This window comes from Roseibium sp. SCP14 (assembly GCF_040329475.1).
Lineage (GTDB): Bacteria > Pseudomonadota > Alphaproteobacteria > Rhizobiales > Stappiaceae > Roseibium.
Genome location: NZ_JBDZYH010000007.1, coordinates 123,892 through 136,748, shown reverse-complemented (window position 1 = coordinate 136,748; position 12,857 = coordinate 123,892). Strand labels below are relative to the sequence as shown.

Here is a 12,857-nt window from a genome sequence, read left to right as displayed (position 1 = left end):
GTGCAACGACAATGAAACAAAGAAACCATCAGAACGAGCTAGAAGCGCTGAGGGACAGTCAGCGTCAACTGCAAACACTGCTCTCCAATCTGCCCGGCGTTGTTTATCGAGGAGAAAACGACACGGACTGGACGATGACGTTCCTGTCCGAAGGGTGCAGGGAGTTGACCGGTTATGCTCCGGCAGACCTTCTGGCAGGCGGTGAGAGGACCTTTGTCAGCATTGTGCATCCCGAAGACCGCGAAGGGGTCTGGGAAAAGGTGCAGGCAGCGCTGGAAGAGCATACCCCCTTTCGCATCACCTATCGGATCCGAGCGGAAGACGGTGCTGAAAAGTGGGTCTGGGAACAAGGTTGCGGGGTTTACGATCCAGCAGGCGAGCTGAAATTCATCGAAGGCTTCATCACCGACATAACCGAATTGCGTGAGGCAGAAGAAGCATTGGAGCAGCAAGTTGAGTGCATCACGCGTGCGCAGGAGCAGGCAGAGTTCGCCCGCAGCCAGCTTGTCGACGCGATTGAATCCTCTTCTGAAGGATTTGCCATCTACGACAGTGATGACCGTCTGGTGATCTTCAACGAGCCTTACATCGATTTGTTCAAGCATATCGAGGGTGAAAACATCGCAGTCGGGACTTCGTTCGAGACCCTGGCGCATCTGGTATCGCAAGAAAATGCCGCCTCCGTCGGCAAGACACCCGAGGAGTGGTTGGCGTGGCGCCTGGAAAAGCATCGCAACCCGAGCGGGCCCTTTCGGATGAAACGTCGGGACGGCCGGATCCTGTGGGTGAGGGAGGTTCGAACAAAGGGTGGTGGCCTGGTTGGTGTCTACTCCGACCTGACGGAAATCGAAATGTACAAGAACCGCTTGGAAGAGCTGGTATCGGAGCGGACCGCCAAACTTGAAAAACGCACAAGGCAGCTTCGCAAGGCGCAGGAGGAAATGGAAAACGCACGTGATCAGGCAGAACAGGCGAACCGTGCCAAATCGGAGTTTCTTGCCAATATGAGCCACGAAATCCGCACGCCCATGAACGGCGTTGTGGGCATGGCCGAACTGCTTGCTGCGACCAATCTGACGGCACAGCAAAAGGAATACACATCGATTATCCTGAGGTCGGCCGATGCCCTGCTCGATCTGATCAACGACATTCTCGATTTTTCCAAGATCGAGGCAAAGAAGATGGAGCTGGAAAATACGCCGTTCAAATTGCGCGATACTTTGGGGGACGCTTTGCAGGCCCTGGCGGCACGCGCTGCGGAAAAGGGGTTGGAACTCGCATTGCACATTCCGCCCGATGCCCCGGATAATCTTTGTGGCGACCCCTCAAGGCTGCGCCAGATCATCGTCAACCTGATAGGCAATGCCATCAAATTTACCGAAAGCGGTGAAGTTGTTGTCGACATTGAAACCATACGTCGGTCCGATGCTTCCGTTCGACTGAATTTCAAGATCCGGGACACAGGGATCGGTATTTCCGAAGATCAGCGCAGGAGGATATTCGAGGCCTTCGGACAGGCGGACACATCCGTCACCCGCGAATATGGTGGTACCGGATTGGGGCTGGCCATATCGGCGCAGCTAGCGCAAATGATGGGTGGCAAGATGCAGGTCGAGAGCGAAGTTGATGTCGGGAGCGTCTTTTCGTTTCAGGCGGACTTCGAAATCGCCAAGTCGAGCGGTATCCAGCTCGCCCGGCAGGAACGCCTGGAGGGCAAGCGCGTCCTGGTGGTTGACGACAATGAAACCAACAGGCGCATACTCGAAGAGATCGTCGTGGCCTGGGGAATGCGGCCGATCCTTGCCGAAAACGCCGCAGCCGCGCTTGATCTCCTTGAAAACGCAGCTGAACTCGCAGCAGTTCCCGATCTTGCCATTCTCGATGTAATGATGCCCGGGATCGACGGGTTCGAACTGACCCGGCGCATAAGGCAGCAACCCGCTTTTGCCGTTATGAGAATCCTCATGATGTCCTCCGCCGGCAATCTGTCGGCAGCCCGCAGATCCGACGAACTTGATATCCATCGCGTCATGCTGAAACCCGTCAAGCAGTCCGAGCTGCTTAATGCGGTCACTGATGCTCTTGGGGTGGCGATGCTTGATGTGTCTCTGAGAGACCAACAGACAACCGCCAGGAAACCGTCCGTCCAGCCCATGCGCATTCTTCTCGCCGAAGATGGGGTCATCAACCAGCGTGTCGCGACAGGGCTTTTAAGCAAGGAAGGGCATCAGATCGAGGTTGTCGAAAACGGACAGGAGGCGGTGAATGCAACAAGAAACGGCGACTTTGACCTTGTTCTGATGGACATCCATATGCCGGTCATGGACGGTTTGAGCGCAACCCGTTCGATCCGCGACCTGGAAGCCGGGCGGGACCGCCACCTTCCCATCATTGCCCTGACCGCGAGTGCGACCAAGACAGATCGCGAACGTTGCATGAATGCCGGAATGGACGCCTACATCACCAAACCTTTCAGGTCTGAAGAACTTCTGGCCGCAATCGCGAAGTTTTCAAAGTCAGCGGGGGAAGGCCTGAGCCCTGAAGACAATCCGATCAGTCAGTTGCAAGAAGATTTGAAGGTGTCGGACGAACCGGTCGTCGACTGGTCGAGCGCGCTACAGAACCTGGGAGACAGTGGTCTTTTGCAGGAACTGGCTGAATTGTTCCTGGAAGAGTATCCGCAACTCCTCAAAGAGGCGGCACAGGCTTGCGAAAATGGCGACGCAATGGAGCTCAGGCGACTTGCCCATACCATCAAGGGATCTGCGAATGTGGTCGGGGCAATCGCGGCTGCATCGACCGCCAGCCGACTTGAAATTTTGGCGGCAAGAAGCGAGCTCGCTCAGGCAAGTTCCGTTCTCTTGCTCCTGAATGACGAACTGGAGAGGTTGCACGGCCCCTTGCAACGAAAACTTACTGAACAGGCGTCTTAACGAGCGTTTCCAAGTAACTGCAATATCGCCGTTTATTTGCATGTTTTCTCCGCGGCATCCGGAAAATTCTGCCAATTGAAGAATTCACCGTTCAGTAGAGCTCCCGGATGATGAGCACGACGCCGGAAACAAACATGAGGATGACAAGCAAGTGACGGAAGGTCGCGTCGTCCAGTCTCTTGAAAACGCTAATGCCGACCTGTGCTGAGATCATGGCGACAGGAAGCGCGATTGCCAGAAACAGGAGGTTCTCGCCGCTGTAGAAACCCTTGAAAAAGAATGTGATGGCAGCAAGGCCCAGCACGGCGACGTTGAAGGGCTGCAGCACAGCACGGGTCTCGGATTTGGTCCATGTCTGCAGGGCGCACCACATCGTGGGCAAAGCGCCGGAAAGCGATGCCGCTCCCCCAAGAACGCCACCCCAAAATCCAACAAACGCGTCAACGAGTGGTGCCGGGCCTTCCAGCCGTGGAAAATTCCTGCGAAACGTGAAAAAGCCGCCGTAAGCGATCAGAAATCCGGCGATCACCAATCGCAACATTCCAGGCTCGAGAAAGCTGAGGCTGAAAATCCCCAAGGGAATGCCGAAGAGGGCAGGGATCAAAAAGCGCATCAAGCGGCGGGGCTGATCCAGAATCGAGGTTCGGACCAGCCAGAGCCCCTGCAGACCACTGACCACCGACAGGACGACGACAATCGCCACCGCCCTCGCAGGCTCCATGAACTGGAGCCAGAACCCCAAGGCGAAAAGGGCTGTGCCAAACCCTGCCAGGCCATTGATGAACCCTCCGGCCAAGGCGCCGGTGACAAGCAGGGCAATCTCCCAGTTCATCATTCCGGACTTTCTCCTTGGTTGGGCGTTCGGGAAGAAACGGCGGGAAAAACACCGATTCCGATCGCTTCCCTCAGTGCAATGGCGACTTCAGCAACAACTCTCGACTTGGCACTGTCGCGCCGCCACAGGAGGCCAAGGCTTCTCTTTGGGCCATCTTCACCCAACTGCATCCACTTCAGTGTCGGATGGGAATGGGAGGCAACGCATAACTTGGGCACCAGAGACACACCGAGATTGGCGAGGACCATGCTTGTGATCGCTTCCAGCCCTTCCAGTTCCATGCTCTCCCGGACGTGGAGTTTTTCTCTCTGAAGCCAGGCTTCGATGATTTCACCGACGACAGCGTCCCGGGTAAAGCGGATAAAAGGCTCGTTTTCGAGGAGATACCTGGGGTCGTCAGAGGCGATTTCCTGTGACGCCACAAGTTGAATTTCTTCGACGGCGATTTCTTCGTATTCCATGTCCCGTGGAATGACCGTCGGACGTGAAATGATCGAAACGTCGATCTTGCCGCGTACCGTCTCGGCTATCAGCTTGGTCGTCAGACCAGGTTGAACCGCAATGTGCAGGTTCTTGTACCTGCCCCTCAACCGCGAGATCGCCAGGGGAACAAGCCCTGTCAGGCAGGTCGGGATCGCTCCAATGAGCAGTTCTCCGGTCAACCCGTTTTCTATCGTGACCGATGGAATGAGGTTCTCATACGCAGAAATAACTTCTCTTGCTTTGGCGACGACAGCACGGCCGAGCGGCGTCAATTCCGGCGAACGCTTGCTGCGGTCGAAGATCTGCAGCCCCCACTCGTCTTCCAAAGCCTTCATTTGCTGGCTCACGGCCGCGTGCGTAACGCAAACCGCATCTGCGGCGGACGTAAAGGTGCCGTGGTCTTCTATAGCCACCAGGGTCTTGAGCATGCGGATCGACATACTGTCCTCTTTAAGTAAGTTAAACTTACATAAATTGAAAGAAATACTGCATATATTTTAGTCTATCTTTCAGTTAGTGTCTGTTCAAGGGTTTTGACGCTTTGGAGGAAGAGGCCGAACCCTGATGTTGCTGAGGGAGGACACTTGATGAAATACAAATCATTCATTTTGGGGATCGTGGGCTCTGTTTCACTGATAAGCGCCGCATCCGCCGAATATCCGACACGGCCGATCAACATGGTGATCCCCTATGGGGCTGGTGGTGCCACAGATATTTCGGCACGCACGATCGCCGAGCCGCTGGGAGATGCGGTGGGTAAACCTCTGGTCATGACCAATGTGACCGGCGCCGGTGGCGCAACCGGTTCGGTTGTGGTGCAAAATGCCGAGGCTGACGGTTACTCGATGCTGTTTGCGCGTGTCGGATCTCACTCCGTCAGCCCGGCTATGAAAGCCACGTTGCCTTATACGCTCGATGATTTCCGGTTTGTCGCCGTCTATGAAATCAATCCGGTAGCCTGCGCTGTGTCGCCATCATCCGGTATCAGTACCATGGATGACCTGGTTGCACGGGTGAAAGAGGGAGGCGTCAGCTACTCTTCGTCAGGGGTAGGAACACTTCTTCATCTGGCGGCCGTGATGGTGCTGGACGAGTTCGGTGTTGAAAACCCGACCGAGACAGCAATTCATATCCCGCAGCGCGGAGGTGGTGCGGCTGCGACAGCTGTCCTGAATGGAACCGCCACTTTCTTATGCACGAACTCCTCGTCACTGGCGAATTTCGTTGCCAATGGTCAGCTGCATCCGTTGATGGTGACCACGGCCGAGCCCGTTGAAGGATTTGAAGCGCCGACATCCGTGGATCTTGGTCACCCGGACCTGCAAAAACTTGTTGGCTGGACCGGAATTGCCGGACCGGCCGACCTGCCGGACGATGTCGCCGAAAAGTGGGGAACATGGATGTCCAGTGCGACTGCCGATGCCACTTTCGTTGAGGCTATGGAAAAACGTGGATCGGTCATCCAGCTGATGGACCCGGCGGAATCGAACGCCTTTATCGAAGAGCAGTACAACACATTCCGAGCCCTCGTGGATGAGTTGGGAATGCGGATCGAGGGATAACTTCAAGTCCTAGCGACCTCTTTTAGTGGTGCGCCATTGCCCTGCAAGGGAACGGCGCACCTCAATGGAAAGGCCAGGTATGTCCGAAAGATCGATCCAGCTCCGACTTGGGGTCGCGGCAATCGCGGCTGCCGTGTTTCTGTACTTTTACGCGATTCCGGCTTGGGTGGCGTCTCCGGGGCAGGTTCCCGTTGCTGTCATGTCGCCCCTGTTCTGGCCAAACGTGCTTGCGGGCATGACGGGGATCATAGGCCTGGCTCTGGTCGCCAAATCGCGGAATTCAACCGCAGAGGCGCTCAAGCAGGACGCGGAAAACAGGCGCCCGGCTTTGCTGCGGTTGGCGGCAATGGCAATCGTCATGGTAGCGGTCATGTATCTCATTCCACGGCTCGGAATGGTCTGGACCTGCATGATCGCATTCGCGATTTCCGCTTTCATCATGAATACGCGTCATCGAGGGGCAGCGCTGATAAGTGCAGTGATCATTCCGCTCGTGCTTTACTTTTTCTTTGCCCACATCGCGGGTGTTGCGGTCCCTCAAGGTAATTTTGTGTGGCTTCCATGAGCATTGTCGACAATCTGATGGCGGGTCTGACACTCGTCGGGAACCTTGAAAACTTCCTGGCCCTGGCGATTGGCGTCGCTGTTGGTGTCGTGTGCGGGGCGATCCCCGGCATGTCCGCTACCATGGCCGTTGCGTTGACGTTGCCGTTCACCTTTTCCATGCAACCGATCACCGGCATTCTGCTTCTGCTCGGTGTCTACAAGGGCGGCATTTTCGGCGGATCGATCCCGGCAATCCTGATCAAGACCCCTGGGACGCCGGCATCCTCGGCAACAGTTCTGGACGGCTATCCAATGGCCGAAAAGGGGGAGGCCGGCCGGGCCTTGGGTATGGCGCTTTGGGCTTCATGCACCGCAGACCTGATTTCCAATCTCTCGTTGATCCTCTTTGCAGGTTGGCTGGCTTCCTTTGCCTTGAGTTTCCGTCCGCCGGAATTCTTCACCCTGATCCTGTTCTCGCTCACCATCATTGCCGGTGTTTCCGGGGCAAGCCTTCTGCGTGGTGCCTTATCCGCTCTGCTCGGGCTGCTGCTCGCAACCATCGGACTGGATCTGATCTATGGCACGAACCGTTTTACTTTCGGCGATCCCAATTTGATGGGGGGATTGAACTTCATCGCGGTTCTGATCGGCCTCTTTGCCATTCCGGAAATTCTGTCGATGGTCTGGGACCCTCGTTCCCAGGACGGGAGCACGAGGTCTCTTGGCCGCAACTGGGTCAGTTTCGCCGACTATCGCAAGAGCTTTAAGTCGATCGTGCGTGGAAGCCTGATCGGCGTCCTCCTCGGCTCGATCCCGGGCATCGGTGCTGCGCCTTCGGCTTTCCTGTCCTATTCGGAGGCCCGCAGAAAGTCGAAGGACAAGGAGAACTTCGGTAAAGGTGAGGTCGAAGGCGTCGCAGCAGCTGAAGCCGGCAATAACGGTGTTGCAGGCGCCACGCTCATTCCACTGCTCGCACTCGGTGTGCCCGGTGACGTGATCACAGCGATTATCGTCGGCGCGTTCATGATCCACGGTTTGCAGCCCGGACCCATGATGTTCGTCACCAATGTGAACATCATCTATGGCCTCTTCGTCGGCCTTATCGTGAGTTCGGTATTCCTGTTCTTTATCGGATCTGCCGCCATCCGTGGCTTTCGTCTGGTCGCCGACATTCCCCGAGGGGTTCTGTTCCCGGCGGTTCTCATCCTGTGCATCTATGGCGTTTACGCGGTCAACAACAATGTGTTCGATGTCGGTGTGATGTTCGCAATGGGTTGGGTCGGGTACCTGATGATGCGCTTTGACGTGCCTGCGGCTCCGTTTTTGATCGCCTTCATTCTCGGTCCGCTGCTGGAAGACAATTTCCGCCAAGCCATGCTGATGTCCGGCGGTTCTCCTGAAATCTTCTTCAGCAGTCCGATCACGTGGTTCTTCTGGCTCCTGACCGCAATCACGGTAACCGCGATCCTGCGTGCCGGGATCAAGGCGGCCACGAATTCGCGCAAAGTCGAAACAAAGGCAGCCGACTGAGGATTGGCATATCCGGATTGTAAGGAATGCTTACGAACTTGCTGAAAACAGAGTGAATTTTGTCAGAAAAACCTTCTGTGTTGAACATGGAAACAAGCACAAGTCAGAGGTCAGCGCGTGGCTGAAGAACATAAAAAACTGGAAGTCTCTATCTGGCGAGGAGATGCGCAGCAGGGCCGCTTTGAAACCTATGAGGTGCCTGCGCAGGACAACCAGACCATCCTTGATGTCGTGTCCTGGGTTCAGCAGAACGCAGACCCGACCCTGTCATACCGTTTCGCCTGTCGAGTCGGCATGTGCGGTTCCTGCGCCATGATGGTCAACGGCAAGCCTCGCTGGACGTGCCGAACCCATGTCAAGAAAGTTCTCGACGGAAACAAGGTTGCGGTTTCACCTTTGCGGAACATGCCCGTCATCAAGGATCTCGCTGTCGACATGGATCCGTTTTTCGACAAATGGGTAAAAGCGGAAGGCCGGCATCATGCGACTTCAACGCGGCATGATCCCATGCCTGAAATCAGGCCGGATGACCCCAGACGGGCAATCGCAAACAAAGCGATTGAATGCATCAATTGCGCGGTTTGCTACTCTTCCTGTGACACCGTTGCCGGAAACCCCGACTATCTGGGACCTGCTGCGCTCCAACGGGCCTGGACGCTGTTCAATGATGCCAAGGACGCCGACAGACAATCGATCCTTGACGCTGTGTCGGGCGCGGGCGGTTGCCACAACTGTCACTCGCAAGGCAGCTGTACGCACTATTGCCCCAACGAACTGGATCCGCTGAGCGCAATTCTCGGCCTCAAAAGGGCGACGGCCAGAGCGTTTTTCAAAGGAGGCAGCTGATCATGCTGAATATGCATCTCTATATGGCGCAACGCCTGACCGCGATGTTGATGGCCCCTTTGGTGCTCGGTCATATCGCGGTGATGATCTATGCCATTCAGGGAGGATTGTCGGCAGAAGAGATCCTTTCGCGAACACAAGGATCCGTCGCCTGGTTCCTGTTTTACGGTCTGTTTGTGATTGCGGTGTCCGTGCACGGAGCGATCGGCCTGCGCGTCATAACTCATGAAATGACAGGACTGCGCGGTTGGGGACTGTGGGCTCTGACCTGGGGTTTCGGTCTCACCCTGATGTTCATGGGAGCGCGTGCCGTGATGGCCGTGACAGGGCTATGATGAAACCGCATCGCAATCACCCGCTCTGGTTCGCCTATGCCTTGCACAGGATCTCGGGCCTTGCCCTCGCGCTTTTCCTGCCCGCTCATTTTTACGTGCTTTCGCTGGCACTGACGCAGCCCGAACGTCTGGATGCATTTCTGCACTGGTCGGACAGTCCTCTGGTGAAACTGGCCGAATTCGGACTGGTCTTTCTGTTGGCGGTGCACATGTTCGGCGGCCTGCGTCTGTTGGCTCTTGAGTTTCTGCCGTGGTCCGGACGGCAGAAGTCCATGGCAGCTGGGGCCCTCGCAGCCGCGTTTCTCGTCTCCGGTGCTTTCTTTCTCAATGCGGTGTAATCCATGCCTTTAAAAGCTGACATCGATCGTCACGATACGGACATCTTGATCCTGGGAACCGGTGGAGCGGGCCTTTTTGCAGCATTGCACGCCCAGCAATCCGCGCCGCCTGGCACAAAGATCACCATTGCGGTGAAGGGGCTTGTGGGCAAATGCGGCTGCACGCGCATGGTGCAGGGTGGCTACAACGTTGCGCTTGGCAATGGCGACACTGTCGAGCGGCACTTCATGGACACGATCCATGGCGGCAAGTGGTTGCCGAACCAGGATATGGCCTGGAAACTGTGCAAGGAGGCCGTCACCCGCATTCATGAGCTGGAAAATGAGATCGGGTGCTTCTTCGACCGCAATCCGGACGGTACGGTCCACCAGAAGGCCTTTGCCGGGCAGACCGCCGACCGAACGGTTCACAAGGGCGACCTGACGGGCATTGAAATCATCAGCCGCCTGATGGAGCAGGTTCTCGCCCGCCCGATAGAAAGGCTTCAGGAACACCGGGCCATCGGACTGATCCCGACAAAGGACGGTGCTGCGGTCGCGGGGGTTTTGTTCATCGACATGCGAACCGGAAAGTTCCGGTTTGTCCGTGCAAAGACCGTCATGATGGGAACGGGTGGTGGTCCGACCATGTACAAATACCACACGCCTTCCGGCGACAAGACCATGGACGGGTTGGCGATGGCGCTCCGCATCGGTCTGCCGCTGCGCGACATGGAGATGGTCCAGTTCCATCCAACCGGTCTTTTGGCGGGCGATCATACCCGCATGACCGGCACTGTTCTGGAAGAAGGCCTGCGTGGAGCCGGAGGTCAGTTGCTGAACCATCAGGGCCAGCGCTTCATGTTCGATTACGACCGGTTGGGCGAGCGTGCGACGCGGGACGTAGTGAGCCGGGGGATCTATGCGGAGATGCGCAAGAACAATGATCCCGATCAGGTCGGCATGTTCATCTCGATGAGCCACCTTGGCCCGGACAACGTGCGCAAGAAGTTCACCGGTATGGTCAAGAGATGTGCCGACAGCGGTTTCGATCTGGCCGGAGGCAAGGTCGAAGTCGTACCGACTGCCCACTACTTCATGGGCGGCGTCATCGTTGACCCCGATACGCGGACCGAGATCGAAGGTCTTTATGTTGCCGGCGAGGACGCGGGCGGTGCGCATGGCTCGAACCGGCTTGGCGGCAACGGTGTTGCCAATTCCACGGTTTATGGTGGGGTCGCAGGCGACACGATGGGAAGGGATCTGCGCAAACCCGGAATGGTCCTGCGTGATCCTGATGAAACGGTGCTTGCCGCTGAGATCGAACGTGCCCAGAGGCCTTTTTCGAAGGATCCGGGAAACGTGCAGGCCCTTCGCCACAAGTTGCAGGAGGCCATGTGGGAAGATGTCGGCGTCATGCGGACGGGAACCGGCATGCGCCGTGGTCTGAAACGCGTTGCAGAGATTTCGGAAGAGCTGCTCCAGACCGGTGTCGATTCCTCGAACCTGGCCTTCAATTTGACCTGGCACGACTGGTTGAACCTGGCGTCCCTGACCGAGGTGTCGGAAGTTGTCGCAAAGGCGGGATTGGCCCGTGAAAATTCGCGCGGAGCGCATTTCCGAGAAGATTATCCGGAGCCTGGCGAATTCGAGACGTCTTACTTCACTGTCGCCCGCAAGAACGGGGATGACGTCGAAGTCGACCGCGAGCAGGTTCAATTCACCATCGTACGTCCGGGCGAGACCATCCTTCCCGAAGGCGAACCCGAAACACTCGTGGGAGCAAGCTGATGATCAAGATAGATCAGATCCAGAATACGGCCGAAACCCTGATGGACAAGGCTGCAATCGAGATCCCCGAAGATTACCTCGATGGTCTGAAAGCTGCAGCGAAGACGGAGGACGGTGAACTGTCTTCCTTTGTGCTGCAGGCCATGCTGGAAAACTACGAGGCCGCCAAACAGGACCGCCGTGCCATGTGCGGCGATACAGGCACGCCGCGCTGGTACGTCAAAATGTCGAACGAGGCGCAGATCGAGGGTGGTCCGATCGCCCTTGAGACAGCCCTGCGCCGGGCGACGGCCAATCGTACCAACGGTGTACCGCTGCGCCCGAACCGGGTGCATCCGTTGTGGCGAACCGACCACAACAACAACGTGGGCATCGGCGCGCCGGAGATCGAATACGGGTTCGAGCCCACTCCCGATGGTGAATGGATTGACCTGATCACTGTCCATAAGGGAGGGCTGTTCGGCACCGATTACAGGATGTTGTTTCCTTCGGACGGGATTGAAGGGATCAAGCGGTTCTATCTGGATTGTCTGGTGGCTTTCGGTAAACGAGGACTTGCCTGCCAGCCGGCGATCATCGGCATTGGCCTTGGAGGTTGCAAGGATACCTGCATGGTATTGGGCAAGCGGGCTGCCTGCCTGCGAACCGTCGGGAGCCGGAACTCCGATCCGCGCATTGCCGCCCTGGAAGACGAGTTCAAGGAGCTCGGGAATTCCATCGGCATGGGCGCCATGGGCTTTGTCGGCAAGAACATGGTGATCGATTGCAATATCGAGGTCGGTTACTGTCACACCGGCGGCATGCAGATGTCCGTGCATGCCTTCTGCCTGTCGTCGCGTCGCGCAGTCGCACGGATCTTTTCCGACGGGCGCGTGGAATACCGCACCGATCCCGATTGGTTTACCGACTATCAGCGCCGCGAAACGGTGGAGTGGGAGATGCAAGGACTGGAGGCTGCAGTATGAAACCGCGTGAGATCGTGCTGAGCACCACTCCGACCCCGGAAGAAATCGCGCAACTGCGATTGGGAGACATCGTCTATCTGAACGGCCTCATGTATACGGCACGCGAGGGTGTCTACATGCGTGCTTTGGAGGCAAAGGCCAACATTCCGATGGAACTCCCGTCGGAATCGGCGACGAATTTCCACTGTTCTCCAGCTGCCACGATCCGCGAAGACGGCAGCTTTGACATGGGCGCGGTTACTGCCACAGCCTCGTTTCGCTTCGCCAAATGGCTGCCTGAATGGATGGCCAAGACCGGTGCCAGGCTCATCATCGGCAAGGGAGGCATGTCGTCGAAGGACTACAAGGAATACTTCGTGCCGAATGGCGCGGTGTACCTGTCCACCGTGGGCTATGGCACCGGAGCGCTGCTCGGGCGCGGCGTCGAGAATGTCGAGGCTGTGCACTGGAATGAGGAACTCGGCCTCGCACAGGCCATGTGGGTCATTCGTTGCAAGCGCATGGGACCGTTCATCGTCGCCTCCGATCTGAAGGGGCGATGTCTTTTCGAACGCGAAAACGAACGTATCAGCCAGAACCTGGAACAGGTCTATGCGGGTACGAAGCCGGCCGTTCTGAAGCGGTTTGGCGAGACCGACGACCGCAGCGATGAACTGATCGGTTAAAGCCACAAAAACGCGTTCTTTTTCAACCCGCTGCGGCGGGACACGCTCA

General features: G+C 57.0%; 12 protein-coding genes. 10 read left to right on the top strand and 2 right to left on the bottom strand.

All coding sequences use genetic code 11. From position 1 onward, the window contains the following. Positions 1-11: 11 nt before the first annotated feature. A complete protein-coding gene (locus ABLQ08_RS25050) occupies positions 12-2,933 on the top strand; it encodes a response regulator (protein ID WP_352947992.1) in 2,922 nt (973 codons plus the stop codon). Positions 2,934-3,024: 91 nt separating this feature from the next. Here the strand turns inward: ABLQ08_RS25050 and ABLQ08_RS25045 are convergent, their stop codons facing one another. Together ABLQ08_RS25045 and ABLQ08_RS25040 are read right to left on the bottom strand one after the other, a co-directional pair. Further along, complete coding sequence (locus ABLQ08_RS25045) at positions 3,025-3,768, bottom strand: sulfite exporter TauE/SafE family protein (RefSeq protein ID WP_352947989.1); 744 nt, start codon at positions 3,766-3,768, stop codon at positions 3,025-3,027. Then, positions 3,765-4,691: a LysR family transcriptional regulator gene (locus ABLQ08_RS25040; protein WP_352947986.1), complete on the bottom strand. Its 927-nt coding sequence runs from the start codon at positions 4,689-4,691 to the stop codon at positions 3,765-3,767. The genes ABLQ08_RS25045 and ABLQ08_RS25040 overlap by 4 nt, the downstream gene beginning before the upstream one ends. 147 nt (positions 4,692-4,838) lie before the next feature. Here ABLQ08_RS25040 and ABLQ08_RS25035 point away from each other — a divergent pair, with 147 nt between their 5' ends. The 9 genes from ABLQ08_RS25035 to ABLQ08_RS24995 all read left to right on the top strand — a co-directional run bounded on the left by ABLQ08_RS25035 (position 4,839) and on the right by ABLQ08_RS24995 (position 12,808). Then, positions 4,839-5,813 (top strand): Bug family tripartite tricarboxylate transporter substrate binding protein, encoded by a 975-nt coding sequence (locus tag ABLQ08_RS25035; RefSeq protein WP_352947983.1) that lies wholly within the window; start codon positions 4,839-4,841, stop codon positions 5,811-5,813. Positions 5,814-5,892: 79 nt separating this feature from the next. Next, positions 5,893-6,378, top strand: coding sequence for a tripartite tricarboxylate transporter TctB family protein (locus ABLQ08_RS25030; RefSeq protein WP_352947980.1), 486 nt, complete (start codon positions 5,893-5,895; stop codon positions 6,376-6,378). Beyond that, the gene (locus ABLQ08_RS25025) at positions 6,375-7,889 is read left to right on the top strand and encodes a tripartite tricarboxylate transporter permease (RefSeq protein WP_352947977.1); all 1,515 of its coding nucleotides are present in this window, start codon (positions 6,375-6,377) and stop codon (positions 7,887-7,889) included. The genes ABLQ08_RS25030 and ABLQ08_RS25025 overlap by 4 nt, the downstream gene beginning before the upstream one ends. Positions 7,890-8,006: 117 nt before the next feature. Continuing rightward, a complete protein-coding gene (locus ABLQ08_RS25020; RefSeq protein WP_352947974.1) occupies positions 8,007-8,735 on the top strand; it encodes a succinate dehydrogenase/fumarate reductase iron-sulfur subunit in 729 nt (242 codons plus the stop codon). A gap of 2 nt (positions 8,736-8,737) precedes the next feature. After that, positions 8,738-9,070: a succinate dehydrogenase gene (locus ABLQ08_RS25015; RefSeq protein WP_352947971.1), complete on the top strand. Its 333-nt coding sequence runs from the start codon at positions 8,738-8,740 to the stop codon at positions 9,068-9,070. Beyond that, on the top strand, positions 9,067-9,408 hold the full coding sequence (gene sdhC, locus ABLQ08_RS25010) for a succinate dehydrogenase, cytochrome b556 subunit (RefSeq protein WP_352947969.1): 342 nt from the start codon (positions 9,067-9,069) through the stop codon (positions 9,406-9,408). The genes ABLQ08_RS25015 and sdhC overlap by 4 nt, the downstream gene beginning before the upstream one ends. A gap of 3 nt (positions 9,409-9,411) precedes the next feature. After that, positions 9,412-11,178, top strand: a complete 1,767-nt coding sequence (locus ABLQ08_RS25005; protein ID WP_352947966.1) for an L-aspartate oxidase — start codon at positions 9,412-9,414, stop codon at positions 11,176-11,178. Continuing rightward, complete coding sequence (locus ABLQ08_RS25000; RefSeq protein ID WP_352947963.1) at positions 11,178-12,143, top strand: fumarate hydratase; 966 nt, start codon at positions 11,178-11,180, stop codon at positions 12,141-12,143. Before ABLQ08_RS25005 ends, ABLQ08_RS25000 begins: the two co-directional genes overlap by 1 nt. Then, the gene (locus ABLQ08_RS24995) at positions 12,140-12,808 is read left to right on the top strand and encodes a fumarate hydratase C-terminal domain-containing protein (RefSeq protein WP_352947961.1); all 669 of its coding nucleotides are present in this window, start codon (positions 12,140-12,142) and stop codon (positions 12,806-12,808) included. Before ABLQ08_RS25000 ends, ABLQ08_RS24995 begins: the two co-directional genes overlap by 4 nt. Positions 12,809-12,857 lie beyond the last annotated feature (49 nt).

Bases quoted from the DNA above. Each gene is read 5' to 3' on its own strand.
- ABLQ08_RS25050 (WP_352947992.1), top strand. From the start codon at position 12: ATGAAACAAAGAAACCATCAGAACGAGCTAGAAGCGCTGAGGGACAGT.
- ABLQ08_RS25045 (WP_352947989.1), bottom strand. From the start codon at position 3,768: ATGATGAACTGGGAGATTGCCCTGCTTGTCACCGGCGCCTTGGCCGGA.
- ABLQ08_RS25040 (WP_352947986.1), bottom strand. From the start codon at position 4,691: ATGTCGATCCGCATGCTCAAGACCCTGGTGGCTATAGAAGACCACGGC.
- ABLQ08_RS25035 (WP_352947983.1), top strand. From the start codon at position 4,839: ATGAAATACAAATCATTCATTTTGGGGATCGTGGGCTCTGTTTCACTG.
- ABLQ08_RS25030 (WP_352947980.1), top strand. From the start codon at position 5,893: ATGTCCGAAAGATCGATCCAGCTCCGACTTGGGGTCGCGGCAATCGCG.
- ABLQ08_RS25025 (WP_352947977.1), top strand. From the start codon at position 6,375: ATGAGCATTGTCGACAATCTGATGGCGGGTCTGACACTCGTCGGGAAC.
- ABLQ08_RS25015 (WP_352947971.1), top strand. From the start codon at position 8,738: ATGCTGAATATGCATCTCTATATGGCGCAACGCCTGACCGCGATGTTG.
- sdhC (WP_352947969.1), top strand. From the start codon at position 9,067: ATGATGAAACCGCATCGCAATCACCCGCTCTGGTTCGCCTATGCCTTG.
- ABLQ08_RS25005 (WP_352947966.1), top strand. From the start codon at position 9,412: ATGCCTTTAAAAGCTGACATCGATCGTCACGATACGGACATCTTGATC.
- ABLQ08_RS25000 (WP_352947963.1), top strand. From the start codon at position 11,178: ATGATCAAGATAGATCAGATCCAGAATACGGCCGAAACCCTGATGGAC.
- ABLQ08_RS24995 (WP_352947961.1), top strand. From the start codon at position 12,140: ATGAAACCGCGTGAGATCGTGCTGAGCACCACTCCGACCCCGGAAGAA.